This is a genomic window from Gordonia aquimaris (assembly GCF_026262595.1).
GTDB classification, from domain to species: Bacteria; Actinomycetota; Actinomycetes; order Mycobacteriales; family Mycobacteriaceae; genus Gordonia; species Gordonia tangerina.
Window position 1 is genome coordinate 181,112 of the sequence record NZ_JAPKFM010000004.1, and the last position, 19,643, is coordinate 200,754.

The window sequence follows — 19,643 nt, forward strand, 5'->3', positions numbered from 1 at the left end:
GCAATACGGTCGGTGCGGGGGAGTCAGTGGAATGGGCTCGGAGACGTGCGCGCCGGCGCGTCGTACGGTGTCGGCGGCAGACCGAACCTGGCGAAATCCTCCTCCATCGTCGAGCTGAAGAACGCCACCGCGTATGCGACCGTGCCGTCCGCGCCGAGGTCGAGGACCTGCAACTGGAACGGACGATGCACGCCATCGGGCTCGCGCATGTAGAGCCCGAATGCGGGCTGTCCGTTGGCCACCGTCGGCAACAGGATCTGATCGCCGGGCCCCTCGGCGGGACAGTTGCGGGCGATGAGTTCGCCGATCGCCTCGGCCCCCTGATACCAACCGGTGAACGGGGGCATCTCCCAGATGGATTTTTCGGTGAACAGGTCGACGATCGCGTCTATGTCGTAGCGCTCGAACGCCGAGACGTACTTCGCGAGCAACTCGCGTTTGGTCGAGTCGTCGAGCACGCTCGGTGACTGGTCGGGCCCGGGGGTGTTCTTGAGCTGTTCCCGGGCACGCTGCAGCAAGCTGTTCACGGTCGCGGTGGTGACGCCGATGGTGTCGGCGACCTCGGCCGCCTTCCACTGCAGCACATCGCGCAGGATCAGCACCGCCCGCTGTCGCTCGGGGAGATGTTGCAGCGCGGCGATGAAGGCGAGTCGGATCGACTCGCGTGCACCGATCACATACGCCGGATCGGCATCGTCGCCCGGTGCGATCTCGTCGACCGTGCCGGCGAACGGCTCGAGCCAGGGGACCTCGTGGTCTTGTAGCAGGGTGTCGGTCGGGTCGAAGGCGTCCCCGCCGAGCCCCGACGGCATCGGGCGCCGCTGCTTGCTCTGCAGTGCCGTCAGGCAGGTATTCGTCGCGATCTTGTGCAGCCAGGTGCGCACCGAGGCCCGGCGATCGAACTTGCCGTAGCCGCGCCACGCCCTGATGTAGGTCTCCTGCAGTAGATCTTCGGCGTCGTGGTGCGAGCCCATCATGCGGTAGCAGTGCGCGAGGATCTCGCGCCGGTACGGCTCGAAGACCCCGACGAAGTCGTCGTCGGGCGCGGTCTGGGTGGTCGCGGTGGACATGTGATCAAGATTACGGGACACCTCTGACAAGGTCAGCCTGTGAATGGATGACACATCCGATGGAACCGGGGGCGAGGCTGATGCGTCCAAACCGTGGCTGCGCGTTCCGGCCCCAGCGGCCGGGGACGCGCCGCGGCGGGGAATCCGTCGGGTCGGCGGTTGTGAGGGGGACCGCCGACCCGCGCGGCCGTTGCGGAATCCGATTTGGAATCACGCTGCGCGCAAGTGGTCGGCGCCGCAACGCGCAGGCATATATTCGCCGGTGAACGCCCCTGCCGGCCGGTCACGCAAGGCGGTGATCCCCGGATGCGGCGGTTGCCGGTCGACCTGCGCCGTTGCTAGCTTGATCGACATGACGCACGCCACCACCCGACTCCCAGAGGTCACCTATGTGACCACCGCACTGGGCTGCCGGCTGCCGTTGGCGCGTGTCCTGTGTTGTCGACGAATGCGCTGACCCGCACATTCGCCCTCGGGCCTCGAACGCCCACTCTCTTCGTCACCTCGACTCCGGCGCGCACAGACGCGCGGCCGGGCCGGATGTGGCACATTCGATGAGGACACACAGATGACCGCAACGCTCGACCACCGATCCACCGCGATCACCACTGCACCCGCCCGCGCGGCTTCCCCCGTGCCGGTCGGCGCCAGATCGGGACCGGCCCGGACGTCGCCGTCTCGCCGAGAGCGGGTTCGGAAGGGGGCCCCCGACATTCACGTCGCCACGCCTCAGTTGCAGCTGTCGTCGAAACCCGCCGCCCTCGTCCTGCGCACGGCGCGCCTGGCCGGCCCCGTCTTCCGTGATGAGGCCGCCGAGCAGACCGCCCTGAGCGTATCGACGGTGAACCGGCAGGTCGGTGCCCTGCTCAAGGCCGGGCTGCTGCGCGAACGGGCCGATCTCGCACCGGCCGGGGCCATCGGCCGCCCGCGTTTACCGTTCGAACTCAACGTCGCCGACTTCCTGACCCTCGGCATCCACATCGGCTACAAGGTCACCTCGATCACCACCCACGACCTTTATCACCGGGTCGTCGGGGCGATCCAGATCGAAACTCCGGTCGCCGACACCCCCGCTGACGTCCTCATCGCCATCGGCCAGAGCGCTCGCCGCTTCCTGACCCGCTGGACGGGTCGTCGCGTGCTGTGGGCGGGTGTCGCCCTCGGCGGCCGGGTTGCTACCGGTGGACTCGTCGACCATCCACGACTGGGCTGGACTGCCGCCCCGGTGGGGCGGGTGATCGCCGAGACGGTTGGTCTGCCGGTGTCGGTGGCATCGCATGTGGAGGCGATGGCCTCGGCGGAACTGGTGGTCAATCCAGAACAGAAGAAGTCGAGCTTCCTGTACTTCTATGCCCGCGAGATGGTGGGTACCGCGTTCTGCGTCGACGGAACGGTCCACACGCCGGCCGCGGGGCCGCCGGTGATCGGGCATTTCCCGACCGGGCCGACCACCCTGCTCGACCCGGCGAAGACAGGGCAACTGGAGGCGGCCGCCAGCGACACCGGCGTGGTGACCGCGGCGCAGGCGCTGGGGTTGCGCGTCGTCGACATCGAGGGCGTGCACGACAGCGCCCGCAACGGTGATGCGACCGCGCGGGCGTTGCTGGAGGAACGAGCCGAGGTGCTGGGCCGCACGGTCGCGTTGATCGCCGACATCTTCAATCCCGACCACATCGTGCTCGGCGGGCAGGCGTTCACCGACTTTCCCGCGACACTGCCCACCGTGGCCAAAGCACTCAAGGCCACCTCGGTGGTCGCCAACCGGGATGTGCGCGTGTCGCATTCGGGGTCGACGGTGCAGCAGCAGGCCGCCGGTGCGGTGTCGCTGGATGCCATCTACGCAGACCCGCTGGAGGCGTTGGCCGTGACGGCGTGAGTGAGTCAGACGTTGCGGAAACCACAACGTCTGACTCACTCAACAGCTGGCTCAGTCGATGGTGCGCTTGTTGTAGGCGCGCAGCGCGAACGGTGCGAAGACGATCGTCAACGCGACCGACCAGATCAGTGTCGCCAACTCCGGGTTCTGCAGCGGCCACGGCTCGCCGGGGCCCGCGGCCGGCCCGTTGCCCCACAGCACGCGAAGCGCCTGCACGAGCGACGATATGGGGTTCCACTCGGCGATGGTCTGCAGCCAGGTCGGCATCGGGTCGGTGGGCACGAACGCGTTGGACAGGAAGGTGATCGGGAACAAGGTGGTGAACATGAAACCGTTCACCGCCTCGACGGTCTTGAGCCACGACCCGACGAGGATGCCGAACCAGATCATCGCGAACCCGAACAGCAGCAGCAGGGCGAAGGCCAGCACCGCGTCGACGAAACCGTTGCGGATACGCCAGCCGATGGCCAGGCCGGTGATTGCCATCACCACGATGCCGATCGATGAGTGCAGCAGACTGGCGATGCTGCGCCCGATGATCACCGCGGAGCGGCGGATGGGTAGCGATCGGAACCGGTCGATGATGCCCTTCTCCAGGTCGGCGGTGATGCCGGTGGAGACGATGAAGGCGGTGAACACGATCGTCTGACCCATGATGCCGGGCAGCAGGAACTCTTTGTATGACGGTCCGCCGGTGTTGGTGATCGAGGCGCCGAACACGTAGGCGAACAGCAGCACGAACATGATTGGCTGGATGGTGACGTCGGAGAGCATCTCCGGCATCCGCCGGGTGTGGATCATGTTGCGCTTGACCATGATCCAGGACTGTTGCCAGATGGTGGTCTGATGGATCTCCGGGCGCTGGGAGATGGCGCTGCCGGTGAACGCGGTGGTGGTCATGCGTTCTGCTCCTCTTCGGTGGAGGTTGCGTCTTCGGCGCGGTGGCCGGTGAGCGACAGGAACACGTCGTCGAGGCTGGGCCGGGCGAGGCCGAGATCGTCGACGGCGATGCCGCTCTCGTCGAACCAGCCGACGACCCGGGTGAGGTCGGCCAGGCCGTCGGCGGAGGTGGTGAGTTTGCGGGCACCCTCGTCGATGAAGACTTCACCGCCGGTCTTGCGCAGCAGTGCCTCGGCGGCCGGGATGTCGGCGGCGTCGGACACGGTCAGCACGAGGCTGGCCGCGCCGGCCTGTTCCTTGAGTTGCAGCGAAGTGCCCTGCGCGATGACGGTGCCCTTGTCGATCACCACGATGTTGTCCGCGAGATGATCGGCCTCTTCCAGATACTGGGTGGTCAAGAGCAGGGTAGTGCCGCCTTTGACCAGGTCGCGCAGCACATCCCAGAGTTCGGTGCGGCTGCGCGGATCGAGGCCGGTGGTGGGTTCGTCGAGGAACAACACCGGTGGCGCGGCCAGGAGGCTCACCGCCAGGTCGAGCCGGCGACGCATGCCGCCGGAATACGACTTGACCTGTTTGTCGCCGGCCTCGGTCAGCGAGAACTGTTCGAGCAGTTGCTCGGAGCGTCGTGCGAGTTCTTTGCGTCCGATGCCATAGAGACCGCCGATCATGCGGATGTTCTCCCGGCCGGTGAGGATCTCATCGACCGTCGCGGCCTGACCGGTGAGACCCATGCTGCGGCGGACCATGTCGGGTTGTTCGATGACGTCGTACCCGGCGACCCGCGCGGTGCCGCTGGTGGGTGGGGACAGCGTCGTCATCATCCGCACCGTGGTGGTTTTTCCTGCGCCATTCGGCCCGAGCAGGCCGAGGACCGATCCCTGGGGGACGGTGAAACTGACGCCGTCGACCGCGGTGAAATCGCCGAAGCGCTTCACGAGATCAACGGCCTCGATGGCGACGTCGCGCGTCGACGGGGTGGCCGGCGTTACCGCCGGAGCAGTGGGTGAGCTCATGATTCTCCACGATATCGATGGGGTCTGACAGATGGCGAGCCAATTTTCGGTGTCGGGACGGCGCTGCCCCGTCAGGTACACAGACCCGCGCGCGTCCCGAAAATCATCGCCGCGGCGCTACGGCGAAGTCCGATATGTCAGATCACGGGAGAACTTCAACTTCACTCGAAGTCAACCCAAACCTGGCGTTCCGCGTATACGGGTATTCTGCACTGAAATACCCGATTCTGCGGATATTGTTGGGTCGTGGCCGCGATTCGTATCCGAGATGCAGCCGAGTTGCTGGGCGTCAGCGATGACACCGTGCGCCGGTGGGTGGGCACCGGCCAGCTGAGCGACGCGGGTGGCGAGCAGGGTGTGGCGACCGTCGACGGAGCGGAACTCGCCGCCCTCGCGCGTGACCGCGCGCGACGCCCACCCGACGACGGCAACCCGGTGCTCCGGTCGGCACGTAACCGTTTCACCGGACTGGTCACCGAAGTGATCGCCGACGGCGTGATGGCGCAGGTCAGCATGCAATGTGGGCCGTTCGAGGTCACCTCGCTGATGAGTTCAGAGGCGGCGCGGGAGCTGCAGCTCGAACCGGGTGTGGTGGCCACGGCCGTGGTCAAGGCGACCACCGTGATCGTGGAGCGACGACCGGATTGAGTGGATCGGTAGAGATGAGTTGAGGAGACTGCGTGAAGATTTCTGGGTTGTTCCGCCGAGCACTTGTGGTTGCCGGTGTGACGCTGGCCGTCGCGACGGGAAGCGTCGGGTGTTCGAATGACGACACCGGGTCGGACTCGGTACTCGACGTCTATGCCGCGGCGTCGTTGACGCAGACCTTCACCGAGATCGCCGACATGTACGAGAAGGCTCACGAGGGTGTGGACGTGCGGCTCAACTTCGCCGGTTCGTCGGCGTTGGTGAACCAGATCCAGCAGGGCGCCGACGCCGACGTGATCGCCACCGCGGATGAGGCGACCATGCAACGACTTGGCGATGCTGCAGTCGATCCGAAGATCTTCGCCACCAACACGCTGGTCATCGTGACCGCGTCAGGCAACCCGAAGAACATCGACGGGTTCGAGAGCCTCACCAATCCGGACATCTCGACGGTGGTGTGTGCGGTCGAGGTGCCGTGTGGCGCGGCGACCGCCCAGGTGGAACGCAACACGGGTATCGAGTTGTCGCCGGTCAGTGAAGAGACTTCGGTCAGTGCAGTGCTGGCCAAGGTGACCTCGGGGCAGGCCGATGCCGGACTCGTCTATGTCACCGACGCGAAAGGGGCGGGCAACACGGTGTCGGCGGTGGGTGACCCGGCGTTCGCCTCCGTGGTCAACTCGTACCTGATCGCGACACTGCAAGGCACCCCGCACGCGGCCGACGCGCAGATGTTCGTCGACATGGTTCTCGGCGAAACCGGCGCCGAGGTGTTGGGTGCGGCCGGGTTCACTCCCGCCCCGGCCTGATGCGTCGGATACCCGTCTGGCTGTATGCCCCCGCCGCTGTGGGGGTGGCATTCATCCTGATCGGTCCGGTCGCCTTGGTGGTCCGGATGCCGTGGCAGGATTTCGTCGCCTCCGTGACGTCGCAGGAATCGCTGGATGCGCTGCGCTTGGCGGTGGTCACCGCGCTGACGAGTACGTCTCTGTGTCTGTTGTTCGGGGTGCCGATGGCGGTGGTGTTCGCGCGATCCGACGGGATCGTGGTGCGGGTGATTCGGGCACTCGTGTTGTTGCCGTTGGTGTTACCGCCCGTCGTCGGGGGCCTGGCGCTGATCTATGCGCTCGGGCGCAACGGGGTGGTCGGGCAGTATCTCGACGACGCCGGCATCACCATCGCCTTCACGACGACGGCGGTGATCCTGGCGCAGACCTTTGTCGCGTTGCCGTTTCTGGTGATCAGTGTCGAAGGTGCCTTGCGCTCGACAGACGGCGAGTTCGAGCAGGTGGCCGCCACCCTCGGCGCGGGTCCAACCCGGACTTTGTGGAAAGTGACTTTGCCGCTGGTGATTCCGTCGCTGTTGGCCGGAACGGTGTTGGCGTTCGCGCGGGCGCTCGGCGAGTTCGGGGCCACCATCACCTTCGCCGGCAATCTGCCGGGGACCACTCAGACGGCGCCCCTGCGGATCTATCTCGATGCGATCAACGATCCCGCACAAGCATTGCCACTGGCATTGGTGCTGATGGTGGTCGCTCTTGTCGTGGTGGTGGCGGTGCACCTGCGGCCGAGTGGGACGGCGGCGACATGAGTGCGCTGTCCGCACGGATTCGGGTGGAGAACCCCTCGGTGGCTGTCGATTTCGAGGTGGAGGCGGGTTGCACCCTGGCGGTGATGGGACCCAACGGAGCCGGCAAGAGCACCGCGCTGTCGGTGCTGGCGGGGTTGCGGCGAAGTGCCGGGTCGAGCGTGCTGGTGGGGGACCGGGTGTTGCAGGATGCGCGGCAGTTCGTGGCCCCGCATCGGCGGTCGGTGGCGTTGCTCGCACAACGGGCGCGGTTGTTCCCGCATCTGAGCGTGCGCCGCAACGTGGCATTCGGGCCCGCCGCAGCGCGACTGGGACGCACCGAGATCGCCGCCCGGACCGACCATTGGCTCGACGCGGTGGGCGTCGCCGACCTGGCCGACCGCATGCCCGGCCAGTTGTCCGGTGGTCAAGCGCAGCGGGTGGCGCTGGCCCGGGCGCTCGCGGTGCAGCCCGACGTCCTGCTGCTGGACGAACCGTTCGCGGCGCTGGATGTCTCCGTGGCGCAGCAGATCCGATCGCTGCTACGGGAACTTCTCGCGGAACGACGCGGCACCACGGTGCTGGTGACCCACGATCTGATTGACGCGGTCGCGCTGGCCCGTGACGTCATCGTTCTCGACCAGGGGCGGATTGTCGACGAGGGGCCGACCGCCGACGTTCTCACGCGGCCTGGGCATCCGTTCACGGCCTCGTTGTCCGGGCTGAATCTCTTCGTCGGACGGTTTCACGCAGATGCCGTCGACGACGGCGGCGGCCGGCAGGTGGTCGGTGTCGCCGCCGACGATCTCGGTGCCGGCGACGCGTGTGCTGCCGCGTTCTCGCCGCGGGCGGTGGCCGTCTATCTGCAGGCACCCCACGGGAGCCCGCGCACCGAGCTGCGTGCGCAGGTCACCGATGTGCTGCCGAGGGGCGATCATGCTGTGGTGCGGGCTCTGTGTGGTGATCAAGTTGTGGACGCCGAGGTCACCTGGTCGGCGGTGACCGACCTCGCGATGGCGCCCGGGCTGGAGGTGACGATGGTGGTCAAGGCCAGTGAGGTGCGGATCTATCGGGTGCCGTCGTCGACCGGTCCGTCGTAGTACTTGTTGACCTCCAGGGTTCTCGCTTTGAGACGACGATATCCGCGGACGTTGAGTGACGGGATGGACCGGAGATAGAACCGTTCGTCTTCGGCCAGGCCGGTGGCGACTGCGTCGTCGACCAGAATCGTTCCGGGGCGGGCCGATCCGGCCAGTCGTGCGGCGATGTTCACCGGTTCACCGAAGACGTCGCCGAGCCGACTCAGCACCCGTCCGCGGGCGAGCCCGACGCGCAGTGGCGGGATCTCGTCGGACTCGGAGAGTCGATGGATGGCGATCGCGATCACGGCGGCCTCCGATGGGTGGTGCGCAGTGAACATGACCGCATCGCCGAGCGTCTTGATGACGTGGCCGCCGTTGGCGACGACGATCTCGAAGGCGTTCTCCTCGAACGATTCCAGCAGTTGCTCCAGTTCGTCGAGGGCGATCCGGCGAGACAAACTGGTGTAGCCGACGATGTCGGCGAACCCCACCACCAGATCGTGGCTCTCGTCGGACTCGAGCTCCACGCCATGGTCGAGGGCCAGGGCCAGGTGCCGGCGCCAGATCAGCTGTTGCACCTGCCCCAGCGCTGCCGACATCTGGTCGATCGTGAACGGGACGTCGGGATCGCGGTCGAACTCGCGGAGCTGATCGGCCTGCCAATCCGCCAAGCGGGCCATCGTCTGGCCGATGGCCCGCGCGGTGGCCACCTGCGCGGTCTGCGGCATGGTGTCCTCGGAGTCGGCGAACAATCGCAACGCGTCGAGATCGGCCTCGGTGAAGATCTTGTCCGGCGTCGAGGTGCGGGCGAAACCAAAGGCATTCCAGATCTTCTCGGCATACTCAGCGCTCAACCCCAGCTCGGCGACGAGTTCGTCGCGGGTGTAGCGCGGTTCGCCGGTGCCCGGTGTCGTCATGGGGTCAGCTTAGGTGAGGCCGGCTGGTGCGCGGTCCGGGAACATGGTTCCCGCGCGCCCGGTGATCATTCGCGCGTGAAATTTCACGCGCGAATGATCGATAGGTGCGCGAGTAGGTGTACGCCGCTCAGACCCCCAACACACCCTTCATCAGATACGCCATCTGAGCCCCGAACTCGGGTCGATGGACGCCGCGCCGCATGCGGATCGCGTCGTTCACGACCGAAAGGGACGCGTGCACGTCGATGGCCGCGCGTTCGCGCGTCAGCTCAGGTTGCGCCTGGGTGAGCAGGTCCACCCAGCGAGCCACATAGCGGCGCTGGATGTCGATCAGGTCATGCGCCGTCGGCTGGCCGGCCAGTGCATAGGAGTTGTTGAACGACACGGACAGATCCGGGGTGGAGGTGATCACGTTCACATACGAGTCGACCAGCAGCGCAAGCAGTTTGGCCGGGTCGGAGGTGGACGCATAGGCGGCCATCACGCCGGCTTCGAGGCGGGTGGCGCTGCGCTGACCGATGCCGGCGAGGATCGCCATCTTGGAACTGAAGTGCTTGTACACGCTGGGCCCGGTGATACCCACGGCGGCGCCGATGTCGTCGACGCCGACGCCGCTGTACCCGCGCTCGGCGAACAGCGCCGCGGCGGCATCCAGGATCTCATCGCGTCGGGTGGGTATGCCGGCGCCCGGAGGTGGCAGCGGGGGCAGGGGTGGCGCCGTGGCCGGTCGCAGGACGATCACCCGCCGCACCAACAGATCGACCTCCTCGAGCGATCGCGTTGTCGAGAGTCGGGTGTTGTGCACCGACAGGCTGCCCGCCACACTCAGCACCGCCCACGCCAGGGTGACCGCCTCCCGTTCGGCGAGGTCGGTTCCCTCGGCCAGCGCCGCGCCCCAGCGGTGCAGGATCGCGCGGGTGCGCAGGACCACCTCGCGGTTCTGTTCGTCGGTGAGATGTTGGCTTGCCCAACGCCACAACGATGTCGACTGCGGGCGTCGTACCCCGAGCATGCAGACCGCTGCGATCAGGTCGTCGACCCGGGCATCGGGGTCGGCCATCGCGCGACCGGTGCAGGCCTCGAGGTCGTCGACGCCGGCGAGTACCGCGGCCGCCAACAGGGCCTGCTTGTCGTCGAAATGCCGGTACACCGACGGCGCCGTGACCCCTGCGGCCCGCGCGATGTCGGCCAGCGACACCTGGGTGTACCCGCGGTCGGCGAACAGCACGGCGGCCTGCTCGATGAGCTGGCTCTTGCGGTCGGCCGGACGGGTGCGCCGGGTGGGCTTCTCGGTAGGCATGGTGAATCGACCATAGCGCATATCTAGCGATGCAAGTGAGTCCCTGACCACCCGCTATAGCCAAACAAGTTATTCCACGTTAGCCTGGGAAGGTAACCACCATGGTTCATGCGAAAGGAACACTCAATCGTGGCTGATCAAGCATTCATCTACGAGGCGATCCGTACGCCCCGTGGCAAGCAGCGCGGCGGTTCGCTGCACAGCGTCAAGCCGGTCGACCTGGTGTCCGGGCTGATCGACGAGGTTCTCGCCCGGCACGGTTCCCTCGATCCGGCCGACATCAACGACGTCGTCCTCGGCGTGGTGTCGCCGGTGGGTGAGCAGGGTGCGGTCATCTCCCGCACCGCGGCCCTCAACAGCGGCCTGCCCGAGAGCGTCCCCGGCACCCAGATCAACCGCTTCTGCGCCTCCGGCCTGGAAGCCACGAACCTCGCCGCCGCCAAGGTCGCGTCGGGCTTCGACGATCTCGTTCTGGCCGGTGGTGTCGAGGCGATGTCGCGCGTGCCGATGGGTAGCGACGGCGGAGCGCTGTTCACCGACCCGACCACCGCGTACGACAACTACATCGTCCCGCAGGGCATCGGCGCCGACCTGATCGCCACCCTCGAGGGCTTCAGCCGCGAAGACGTCGACGCCTACGCGGCCGAGTCGCAGGCCCGCGCCGAGAAGGCTTGGACCAGTGGCTACTTCGCCAAGTCGGTGGTACCGGTCCGCGACATCAACGGCGTCATCGTGCTCGATCACGACGAGCACCGTCGTCCGGGCTCGACCGTCGAGTCGCTGGGCAAGCTCAAGGCCGCCTTCCAGGCGCTGGCCGACATGGCCGGCTTCGACGATGTGGCGCTGCAGAAGTACCACAACGTCGAGAAGATCAACCACGTCCACACCGGCGGCAACAGCTCCGGTATCGTCGACGGCTCCGGCCTGGTGCTGCTCGGTAGCGAAGAGGCCGGCAAGCGCAACGGGCTCACCCCGCGCGGCCGCATCGTCACCTTCGCCGAGATCGGCTCCGAGCCGACCATCATGCTCACCGGCCCGACCCCGGCCACCGAGCTGGCGCTGAAGAAGGCCGGTCTGACCGTCGACGACATCGACGTCTTCGAGCTCAACGAGGCATTCGCGTCGGTCGTCATGAAGTGGATGAAGGATCTGAAGATCCCGCACGAGAAGGTCAACGTCAACGGTGGCGCCATCGCCATGGGTCACCCGCTCGGCGCGACCGGCGCGATGATCTTCGGCACCTGCCTCGACGAGCTCGAGCGCACCGGTGGCCGCTACGGCCTGGTCACCCTGTGCATCGGCGGCGGCATGGGTGTCGCGACCATCATCGAGCGTCTCTGACCTTCCACTTCACAGAAAGAACTCTTCAAACACCATGAGTGACAACATGTTCAATTGGGAGAAGGACGCCGACGGGGTCGTTGTCCTGACCATGGACGACCCGAACCAGGGCGCCAACACCATGAACGACCTGTTCATGACCTCGCTGCCGACCATCGTCGAGCGCCTCGAGGCCGAGAAGGACGACATCACCGGTGTCGTGCTCACCTCGGCCAAGAAGACCTTCTTCGCCGGCGGCGACCTGAAAGACATGAGCAGCGACCGCGGCTCGCAGTCGAAGGAAGAGATCGCCACCGCGATCACCGAGCGCACCAACGCCATGAAGAAGGTCATGCGGCGCCTCGAGACCCTCGGCAAGCCGGTCGTCTCCGCGATCAACGGTGCCGCGCTCGGCGGTGGCCTGGAGATCGCGCTGCACACCCACTACCGCATCGCAGCCGATGTCAAGGGTGTCCAGATCGGTCTGCCCGAGGCAACTCTCGGCCTGTTGCCCGGTGGCGGTGGCGTGGTCCGTACCGTGCGTCTGCTCGGTATCCAGAATGCGCTGATGGGTGTGCTGCTGCAGGGGCAGCGGTTCAACCCGACCAAGGCCAAGGAGACCGGACTGGTCGACGAGGTCGTCGGCTCCATCGAGGAACTGATCCCGGCCGCCAAGGCATGGATCAAGGAGAATCCGGAAGCCGCGCAGCCGTGGGACAAGAAGGGCTACAAGATCCCGGGTGGTGCTCCCACCAACCCGGCGTTCGCCCAGAACCTGCCGGCACTGCCGGCGTTGCTGCGCAAGCAGATCAAGGGCGCCAACATGCCGGCTCCGCGCGCCATCCTGGCCGCCGCCGTCGAAGGTGCCTACGTCGACGTCGACACCGCCGACATCATCGAGACCCGCTACTTCGTCTCGCTGGTGACCGGTCAGGTCGCGCAGAACATGATCAAGGCGTTCTTCTTCGACCTGCAGCACATCAACGGTGGCGGCTCGCGCCCCGAGGGAATCGAGAAGTACACCGCCAAGAAGGTCGGTGTGATCGGCGCAGGCATGATGGGTGCCGCGATCGCCTACGTATCGGCCAAGGCCGGCATGGAGGTCGTGCTCAAGGACATCGACCTCGACGCCGCCAAGAAGGGCAAGGGCTACTCCGAGAAGCTCGAGGAGAAGGCACTCGCCAAGGGCAAGACCACCCAGGAGAAGAGTGACGCGCTCCTCGGCCGGATTCATCCGACCGCCGACGCCGCCGACTTCAAGGGCGTCGACCTGGTCATCGAGGCCGCCTTCGAGTCGGTTGACGTGAAGCACAAGGTGTTCCAGGAGATCGAGGACATCGTCGAGCCCGACGCGATCCTGGGTTCCAACACCTCGACCCTGCCGATCACCAGCCTCGCGCAAGGCGTGAAGCGGCAAGAGGACTTCATCGGCATCCACTTCTTCTCGCCGGTCGACAAGATGCCGCTGGTGGAGATCATCCGCGGTGAGAAGACCTCGGATGAGGTGCTGGCCAAGGTCATCGACTACACGCTGCAGATCCGCAAGACCCCGATCGTGGTCAACGACAGCCGCGGCTTCTTCACCAGCCGCGTGATCGGCACCTTCGTCAACGAGGCCATCGCGGCCGTCGGCGAGGGTGTGGACCCGGTCTTCATCGAGCATGCAGGTTCGCAGGCCGGCTACCCGGCGCCGCCGCTGCAGCTGATGGACGAGCTGACCCTGACTCTGCCGCAGAAGATCCGCAAGGAGACCGAGGCGGCGCTCAAGGCCGAGGGCAAAGAGATCCCGCAGCACGGCAGCAACGCCGTCGTCGACTGGATGGTCGAGAACGGCCGCACCGCCCGCAAGGACGGCAAGGGCTTCTACGATTACGACGAGAAGGGCAAGCGCACCGGCCTGTGGCAGGGACTGCGTGAGCAGTTCAACTCGGGCAGCAAGCAGATCCCGTTCGAGGACATGCAGGAGCGCATGCTCTTCGCCGAGGCTCTCGAGACCGTCAAGTGCTTCGACGAGGGTGTCCTGACCTCGGTGCCGGACGCCAACATCGGCTCGATCTTCGGCATCGGCTTCCCGGCGTGGACCGGTGGTGTCATCCAGTACATCAACCAGTACGAGGGCGGGCTGCAGGGCTTCGTCGACCGTGCCAAGGATCTCGCGTCCAAGTACGGCAGCAACTTCGAGCCACCGCAGAGCCTGGTGGACAAGGCAGCTCGTGGTGAGAAGTTTTAGGGGCGAGAAGCTCTGAGCTGACCTCAGCTGACGAAAGGGGCCCCGAGCGGATTCGATCCGGTCGGGGCCCTTTCGCTGTGCTGGCTGCCACGATGCATCTGGGTGCGGCGACAAATGCGTTGCGCGATCACGGCCACCGTGGCAGAGTTCTGCGTCGGCATCGGGAGAGCAGTCGAGAGCGGGGTACCGCGATCATGTTCTGCGCGTGTGATTCCCGACGTCTACTGCATGGCAAAGGATTGACGTCCTCGAGGTTCGAGTCCTCACTCGGCGTCGCCCCCGGGAGCACGGACGTGATCGGTCCAGCGGCCACCGTCGCATGTCGACGACTGGGCCCCACCGATCGGTCCGCCCGCGGGCGGCGTCCCGCCAGGCAGGCCGATCAACAACACCGAATACCGAAGCGACATGTCTTGCAACGCAATGGAAAGGAGGCTCGCCATGTCCATTTTCAACCGTATGTCCGTCGATCCCGGCTGCGTCGTCCTCGAGTATCGGGGCGGCTCGCTGTCGCGAGTCCTCCAGACGGGCAGCTACTCGCCGCGATCAGACGCTCAGTACCGGGTCGTCGACCTGCGTGAGCGGCTCGTACCTGTTGCGCTGCAGGAGGTGTTGACGTCTGACGCCATGTCGGTGCGTGTATCGATGACGCTACGAATGGTCGTCACCGACGCGGTGGCGTTCACTGAGCGTGCCGTTGACCCGATTGCGTCGGTATACCTGGCCACCCAGATTGCGCTTCGTGCGGCGACGGCGTCGGTGAGTGCCGACGACCTGATCCGGCGCGGCGATGCGCTGGACACCGGGGCCATCCGATCGGCCGCGTCGGCGGCGGGAACCGAGGTCGGCCTCCAGGTGCGCGACGTGGTGGTGAAGGACATCGTGGTGCCGGCTGAGGTCCGTGCTGCGGCGCTCGAAGTGATCACCGCGAAGTCGCGCGGTCTGGCGAAGCTGGAGGCGGCGCGTGCGGAGACGGCGGCGCTGCGTTCGCTGGCGAACGCCGGTCGTCTGCTCGACGCGCACCCGGCGCTGGCTCAGTTGCGGCTGATCCAAGCGGTTCCGTATGGGTCGCGGGTCGTGCTGTCGGTTGACGGCGCGGACGTGCCGGCGGCCGCTGAGTAGGTGGGTGGGCGCGTATCGAGGTTGCTTGCGTGGTCTCGATACGCGCCTCGCCTAGCGGCTCGGCGCTACTCGACCGGCGGATTGCGTAGCGGCTCGGCGATACTCGACCGGCGAAAAGAGTTGCGGCTCGGCGCTACTCGACCAGCGGATTGCGTAGCGGCTCGGCGATACTCGACCGGCAGATTGGATGCGGCTCGCTGCTACTTGACCGGCGAGTTGAGCTAGCGCAGCAGGAATGCGCGCACCGCCGACTCGAAAGCCTCCTTGGCCTCGATCATCACCCAGTGCCCGCACTTGGGGAACACGTGCAACTCGGCGTCGGGGATCAGCCGCATCGGCACCATCGCCATGTCGGGTGGGCTGACCCGATCGTCGCGGCCCCACGTCAACAAGGTGGGGCAGGCGACCTTGTGCATCATCGACCAGTAGGGCGGGGTGTCGGAGGCGGCCATGAACTGCTGCTGCATCTCGAACGCCGCCGACCCGTACATCATCTGTGCGGTCTTCTGGGCGTCTGGATGGATCGCGGCCTGCCAGCGTTCTTCGATGAGTTCCTCGGTGACGAGCTCGCGGTCGTAGACCATCGCCGAGAGCCAGCGAACCAGCTTGTCGCGATCCGGGTCGTCGGTGAACTCCTGTAGGAGCTTGAGCCCTTCGCTGGGGCTCGGGCTGAACACGTTGGGTCCGACGCCGCCGATGGTGACCAGTTTCTCCACGCGGTCGGGTTTCTTGATGGCGAGGTTGACGCCGACGACACCTCCCATCGAGTTGCCGATCATCGGTGCGGACTCGACGTCGAGGGCGTCCATGAACCGGATCACCGACGACCCGGCGGTCAGCACCGGATGGCCCTCGACGGGGTCGCTGACGCCGAAGCCGGGGAACTCGATGACGTAGCAGTGATGGGTCTGTGCGAAGAAGCCGAGGTTGCCGCGGTAGTTGCGCCAGCCGGTCACGCCCGGCCCCGAGCCGTGCAGCAACACCAGCGGTGGGGCGGAAGGATCGCCGGCCTCGTGATAGCGGATCGTGCCCTGGTCGGTCGAGAGTTCGCGCTTGGTCGCGTCGTAGGTGACATCCACGAGATCAGGGTAGAACGTGTTCTAGTTTGTTGTCACGGGGGCTTCGTGACGCGACGGGCTCGCACGCCCGCTCGTCGCTCCTCGGCCGGCGGGTGGGGGTAGGGCTCGCACGCTCGCGCGCTGGTACTCCTTGAGCCGGGGGTGCGTGTCCGTCCGGATCACCGGTGGGCCGGGTCGGGTGGATTATCCAATCGACGGCGGCGAGTGGTGATGCTCGCGGACATTCGGGTCGGGGCTCACCGCCCCATCGCGGCCGCGTCCTCTTCCCCGAACTGTTCCTCGAGGGTCTCCGGCGAGTAGTCGAGGTCGATCTCGGCGACGGGCCGGCCGCGCGCGGATTCGATGGCGCTCAGGCGGCGCTGTCCGCGGTCGGCCGCGTAGACGAGAAACTCGTTGTTGTCGAGTCCGAAGGGCTGTTCGTCGAACTGTTCGTTGACCCAGTTGATCATGCCCAGGGCCAGCGGCATGAGTTCTTCCATGCGGCCGGTGACCACATCCCACAGCGAGTCGTCGGCGGCCACGTGGCGTCGGCAGGTGAACGTTCCCCACGCCATGTGTCTGCGTTCGTCGTTGCCGATGAACTTGATGAGCGTCTGCATGCCCGGAAAGATCTGATGCCGCGCACACACCGTCTGCCACGCGTAGTAGCCGGTGAGTGCCAGGCTGCCCTCGATGACGTGGTTGTAGGTGACGCTCGCGCGAACCTGGTTTCGTGGGGAGGGGTCGTTGTCCAAGGCGTGTAGTGAGGCCGGGAGTTCGTCGTAGAACAGTTGTCGGTAGTACGGGTTGTCGGCGACAAAGGACTGCAGATCCCCGTTCAGGCCGACCGCGTCCATCCACCGCCGGAAGACCTGGGTGTGCTTGGCCTCCTCGAAGCAGAACTGGGTCAGGTACATCTCATCGCCGAAGCGGCCTTCGTCGGCCATCGCCTTCATGAACGGCTGGATGTCCTGGGTGACGGCTTCCTCGCCGGCGATGAACTGGCTCACCAGATAGGTTGTGCTGCGTCGTTGCTCGTCGGTGATCTCGGTCCAGTCCTGGGCGTCGCGACCGAAGTCGATGGCAGCCGGATCCCAGAACCGGGCATTGCCTTTGACGAAGAGCCGCAACGGGAACGAGTCCCAGTTGAGGCCTCCGCTGCGCAGGGACGCGAAGTCGGTGCGTCCCTGCGTGGTGTGGTCGGCGAGAGTCATGGAGATCACCAGCTAACTATCGTTCGAATCCGATGAATCGACGCTAGTCGGCGTGGCGGACGGGCGTACTGGTTTCTGTGAACTCTCAGGTCGCTGTTTGGTTTCGACGCATCGCCAGCGGCGGTCGCCACCGGTCGACCGCCACGCGGAGAGTTGCCAAATAGTCAGCGCGACAACGCACTCGGCCACCACACCCGCTTGCCGATGTCCAGCGTCAGGGCCGGCACGAGCAGTGTGCGCACGATGAGCGTGTCCACGAGGACGCCGAAGGCGACGAGGAAGGCGATCTGGGCCAGGAACAGCAACGGGATCACCGCCAGTGCCGCGAAGGTCGCGGCCAGTACGACGCCCGCCGATGTGATCACACCGCCGGTGGCCGTCAATCCGCGCAACATGCCGTCGCGGGTGCCGTGGGTCAGTGCTTCTTCGCGGACACGCGTCATCAGGAAGATGTTGTAGTCGATGCCGAGGGCGACCAAGAAGACGAACGCGAACAACGGGACCACCGGGTCGGCGCCGGCGAAGTCGAACAGGCCGTTGAACACCAGCGCCCCGACGCCGAGGGTCGCCGCGAACGAGATCACCGTCGTGGCCAGCAGCAGGACCGGAGCGGCGATGCTGCGTAGCAGCAGCATGAGCACCACCAGGACCACCACCAGCACGATGGGGATGATCAGGTTGCGGTCGTGGATCGCGGTGGTCCGGGTGTCGAGGTCGATGGCGGTGGTGCCACCCACCAAGGCGTCGGCGTCAGGAATCGGATGCACGGCGTCGCGGATCGCAACCACGGTGTCCTGTGCGGCCAGCGAGTCGGCGGTGTCGGTGAGGGTCGCCTGCACCGCGACCTTTCCGTCGACGACGGTCGGGTTGCCGCCATCCTGCACGAGTTCGGCCGAGGCCACGCCGTCGACGCCGCGGACCGCGTCGAGCACCGCGGTGCCCTGCGGTGCATCGGCGATGATCCAGGTGGGCGAACCGCTGCCGGCGTCGAAATGCTGGGCCTGGATTTCGGCGCCCTCCACCGAATCCACCGATCCGAGGAAGTAATCGGTCTGGGCGACGCCGTCGGCCTTGAATGTCGGGGCGAATGCGGCACCGATGAGTAGCACCACCAGGGTGCCGATCCAGATGGCACGCGGGCGTGTGGCGACGCGGTCGGCGATCGCTGCCCAGAAACGGTGCGTGCTGCTCGGCTCGGAGGAGTCGGTGTGTTTCGGCGCCAACGGCCAGAACGCGGTGCGGCCGAGCAAAACGAGCGCCGCAGGCAAGAAGGTCATCGATGCGATGAACGAGGCGGCGATGCCTATGGCGGCCACCGGTCCGAGGCTCCTGTTGGAGTTGAGATCGGAGAACAGCAGGCACAGCACACCCAGGATGACGGTGCCGGCCGACGCGCTGATCGGCTCGATCGTGCCGCGCCAGGCGGCTCGGATGGAGGCGTACTTGTCGTCGCTGCGGGTGAGTTCCTCGCGGAATCGCGAGACCAGGAGCAGCGCGTAGTCGGTGGCCGCACCGAAGACCAGGATGAACAGGATGCCTTGGCTCTGGCCGTTGAGCTCCAGGATGTCGCCCGAGGCGAGCAGATACACCAGCCCCGATGCGAGGCCGAGCGCGAAGATGGCGGAGATGATCACCACGAACGGCAGGATCGGGCTGCGGTAGACGACGAACAGGATGAGCATCACCACGACGCCCGCGACCAGCAGCAACAGCCCGTCGATCCCGGCGAATGCCTCGCCGAGGTCGGCGATCTGGCCGGCCGGTCCGGTGACCAGGACCGTCAGTCCCTCTGGTGGTGACGCGAGGGCGTTGCGAAGATCCTCGACATGGTCGGCGGGTTCACCTTCGGCCGCGATGGGGATGAACATCTGCGCTGCCTGACCGTCCTGCGACGGGATCGGCGGCGAGAATTCCGGCCCGAAGCCTTCCGTGCCGGCCAGGGGCGCGGTGGCCGTGGTGAGGAACTCGGTGTCGGCAGGCGTCAGACCGGACGGCCGTTCGGCGATCACGATCGCCGGCACGGTGTCGGAGTCGGTGAAGCCGGCGAGCATGTCGTTGACCTCGGTGGACTCCGCCGACGCGGGGAGGAACGCGCTGTTGTCGTTGGTGGCGACCGAGGAGAGTTTGCCTGCGTAGGGAGCGGTGACACCTCCGATGACAAGCCAACCGAGGAGAAGGAGCGCGGGGATCAGCCAGCGGATCCGGGGCGTGGTCGCCATGGCTTCATGTCTACACGTTCGCGATCTCCGCGAGGGCGACCAGTCGGACAGGCACCGAGCTAACGCTCGATACGCACGCCCAAACTTGAACTGCCACAACGAGAGTAACG

General features: G+C 66.3%; 17 protein-coding genes. 8 read left to right on the forward strand and 9 right to left on the reverse strand.

Annotation, left to right across the window (positions count from 1 at the left end; genetic code table 11):
* Positions 1-23: 23 nt before the first annotated feature.
* Together OSB52_RS06120 and OSB52_RS06125 are read right to left on the reverse strand one after the other, a co-directional pair.
* Positions 24-1,070, reverse strand: a complete 1,047-nt coding sequence (locus OSB52_RS06120; protein WP_266060749.1) for a sigma-70 family RNA polymerase sigma factor — start codon at positions 1,068-1,070, stop codon at positions 24-26.
* Between the two features lie 210 nt (positions 1,071-1,280).
* Entirely contained in the window at positions 1,281-1,424 is a 144-nt protein-coding gene (locus tag OSB52_RS06125) for a hypothetical protein (RefSeq protein ID WP_266060750.1), read from the reverse strand.
* Positions 1,425-1,638: 214 nt separating this feature from the next.
* On the opposite strand from OSB52_RS06125, the gene OSB52_RS06130 reads away from it, so the two are divergent.
* Complete coding sequence (locus tag OSB52_RS06130; RefSeq protein WP_266060751.1) at positions 1,639-2,946, forward strand: ROK family protein; 1,308 nt, start codon at positions 1,639-1,641, stop codon at positions 2,944-2,946.
* Positions 2,947-2,997: 51 nt separating this feature from the next.
* Here OSB52_RS06130 and OSB52_RS06135 read toward each other — a convergent pair whose 3' ends face one another.
* Both OSB52_RS06135 and OSB52_RS06140 read right to left on the reverse strand, forming a co-directional pair.
* Positions 2,998-3,846, reverse strand: coding sequence for an ABC transporter permease (locus OSB52_RS06135; protein WP_266060752.1), 849 nt, complete (start codon positions 3,844-3,846; stop codon positions 2,998-3,000).
* The gene (locus tag OSB52_RS06140) at positions 3,843-4,859 is read right to left on the reverse strand and encodes an ATP-binding cassette domain-containing protein (protein WP_266060753.1); all 1,017 of its coding nucleotides are present in this window, start codon (positions 4,857-4,859) and stop codon (positions 3,843-3,845) included. The genes OSB52_RS06135 and OSB52_RS06140 overlap by 4 nt, the downstream gene beginning before the upstream one ends.
* 246 nt (positions 4,860-5,105) lie before the next feature.
* Here OSB52_RS06140 and OSB52_RS06145 point away from each other — a divergent pair, with 246 nt between their 5' ends.
* From OSB52_RS06145 to OSB52_RS06160, 4 genes are read left to right on the forward strand one after another with little or no spacing between them, the layout of a single operon-like run.
* Positions 5,106-5,507, forward strand: coding sequence for a TOBE domain-containing protein (locus tag OSB52_RS06145; RefSeq protein ID WP_235722849.1), 402 nt, complete (start codon positions 5,106-5,108; stop codon positions 5,505-5,507).
* A 32-nt stretch (positions 5,508-5,539) separates the two neighbouring features.
* Entirely contained in the window at positions 5,540-6,313 is a 774-nt protein-coding gene (gene modA, locus OSB52_RS06150) for a molybdate ABC transporter substrate-binding protein (protein ID WP_372512341.1), read from the forward strand.
* Positions 6,313-7,095 carry an ABC transporter permease gene (locus OSB52_RS06155; protein WP_266060754.1) on the forward strand — a complete coding sequence of 261 codons (783 nt, stop codon included), beginning with the start codon at positions 6,313-6,315 and terminating at the stop codon, positions 7,093-7,095. Before modA ends, OSB52_RS06155 begins: the two co-directional genes overlap by 1 nt.
* A complete protein-coding gene (locus OSB52_RS06160) occupies positions 7,092-8,171 on the forward strand; it encodes a sulfate/molybdate ABC transporter ATP-binding protein (protein ID WP_266060756.1) in 1,080 nt (359 codons plus the stop codon). The genes OSB52_RS06155 and OSB52_RS06160 overlap by 4 nt, the downstream gene beginning before the upstream one ends.
* Here the strand turns inward: OSB52_RS06160 and OSB52_RS06165 are convergent.
* Both OSB52_RS06165 and OSB52_RS06170 read right to left on the reverse strand, forming a co-directional pair.
* Positions 8,138-9,070 carry an adenylate/guanylate cyclase domain-containing protein gene (locus OSB52_RS06165; protein ID WP_235722845.1) on the reverse strand — a complete coding sequence of 311 codons (933 nt, stop codon included), beginning with the start codon at positions 9,068-9,070 and terminating at the stop codon, positions 8,138-8,140. The genes OSB52_RS06160 and OSB52_RS06165 overlap by 34 nt on opposite strands.
* 127 nt (positions 9,071-9,197) lie before the next feature.
* Complete coding sequence (locus OSB52_RS06170; RefSeq protein WP_266060757.1) at positions 9,198-10,370, reverse strand: TetR/AcrR family transcriptional regulator; 1,173 nt, start codon at positions 10,368-10,370, stop codon at positions 9,198-9,200.
* Positions 10,371-10,499: 129 nt separating this feature from the next.
* Between OSB52_RS06170 and OSB52_RS06175 the strand changes: the two genes are divergently transcribed.
* The 3 genes from OSB52_RS06175 to OSB52_RS06185 all read left to right on the forward strand — a co-directional run bounded on the left by OSB52_RS06175 (position 10,500) and on the right by OSB52_RS06185 (position 15,042).
* Positions 10,500-11,711, forward strand: coding sequence for an acetyl-CoA C-acetyltransferase (locus OSB52_RS06175; RefSeq protein ID WP_235722843.1), 1,212 nt, complete (start codon positions 10,500-10,502; stop codon positions 11,709-11,711).
* 34 nt (positions 11,712-11,745) lie between these two features.
* Positions 11,746-13,920, forward strand: a complete 2,175-nt coding sequence (locus OSB52_RS06180; RefSeq protein WP_266060758.1) for a 3-hydroxyacyl-CoA dehydrogenase NAD-binding domain-containing protein — start codon at positions 11,746-11,748, stop codon at positions 13,918-13,920.
* A gap of 441 nt (positions 13,921-14,361) precedes the next feature.
* Entirely contained in the window at positions 14,362-15,042 is a 681-nt protein-coding gene (locus OSB52_RS06185; RefSeq protein ID WP_266060760.1) for a slipin family protein, read from the forward strand.
* Between the two features lie 221 nt (positions 15,043-15,263).
* Here OSB52_RS06185 and OSB52_RS06190 read toward each other — a convergent pair whose 3' ends face one another.
* The 3 genes from OSB52_RS06190 to OSB52_RS06200 form a co-directional block, all read right to left on the reverse strand.
* Positions 15,264-16,121, reverse strand: a complete 858-nt coding sequence (locus tag OSB52_RS06190; RefSeq protein ID WP_266060761.1) for an alpha/beta fold hydrolase — start codon at positions 16,119-16,121, stop codon at positions 15,264-15,266.
* A gap of 236 nt (positions 16,122-16,357) precedes the next feature.
* Entirely contained in the window at positions 16,358-17,314 is a 957-nt protein-coding gene (locus OSB52_RS06195) for a R2-like ligand-binding oxidase (protein WP_266060895.1), read from the reverse strand.
* Positions 17,315-17,478: 164 nt separating this feature from the next.
* Positions 17,479-19,533 carry an MMPL family transporter gene (locus tag OSB52_RS06200; protein WP_266060763.1) on the reverse strand — a complete coding sequence of 685 codons (2,055 nt, stop codon included), beginning with the start codon at positions 19,531-19,533 and terminating at the stop codon, positions 17,479-17,481.
* Between the last annotated feature and the right edge of the window lie 110 nt (positions 19,534-19,643).

Coding starts and splice junctions, on each gene's coding strand:
- OSB52_RS06120 (WP_266060749.1), bottom strand. CDS start 1,070: ATGTCCACCGCGACCACCCAGACCGCGCCCGACGACGACTTCGTCGGG.
- OSB52_RS06125 (WP_266060750.1), bottom strand. CDS start 1,424: ATGTCGATCAAGCTAGCAACGGCGCAGGTCGACCGGCAACCGCCGCAT.
- OSB52_RS06130 (WP_266060751.1), top strand. CDS start 1,639: ATGACCGCAACGCTCGACCACCGATCCACCGCGATCACCACTGCACCC.
- OSB52_RS06135 (WP_266060752.1), bottom strand. CDS start 3,846: ATGACCACCACCGCGTTCACCGGCAGCGCCATCTCCCAGCGCCCGGAG.
- OSB52_RS06140 (WP_266060753.1), bottom strand. CDS start 4,859: ATGAGCTCACCCACTGCTCCGGCGGTAACGCCGGCCACCCCGTCGACG.
- OSB52_RS06155 (WP_266060754.1), top strand. CDS start 6,313: ATGCGTCGGATACCCGTCTGGCTGTATGCCCCCGCCGCTGTGGGGGTG.
- OSB52_RS06160 (WP_266060756.1), top strand. CDS start 7,092: ATGAGTGCGCTGTCCGCACGGATTCGGGTGGAGAACCCCTCGGTGGCT.
- OSB52_RS06165 (WP_235722845.1), bottom strand. CDS start 9,070: ATGACGACACCGGGCACCGGCGAACCGCGCTACACCCGCGACGAACTC.
- OSB52_RS06170 (WP_266060757.1), bottom strand. CDS start 10,370: ATGCCTACCGAGAAGCCCACCCGGCGCACCCGTCCGGCCGACCGCAAG.
- OSB52_RS06180 (WP_266060758.1), top strand. CDS start 11,746: ATGAGTGACAACATGTTCAATTGGGAGAAGGACGCCGACGGGGTCGTT.
- OSB52_RS06185 (WP_266060760.1), top strand. CDS start 14,362: ATGTCCATTTTCAACCGTATGTCCGTCGATCCCGGCTGCGTCGTCCTC.
- OSB52_RS06195 (WP_266060895.1), bottom strand. CDS start 17,314: ATGACTCTCGCCGACCACACCACGCAGGGACGCACCGACTTCGCGTCC.
- OSB52_RS06200 (WP_266060763.1), bottom strand. CDS start 19,533: ATGGCGACCACGCCCCGGATCCGCTGGCTGATCCCCGCGCTCCTTCTC.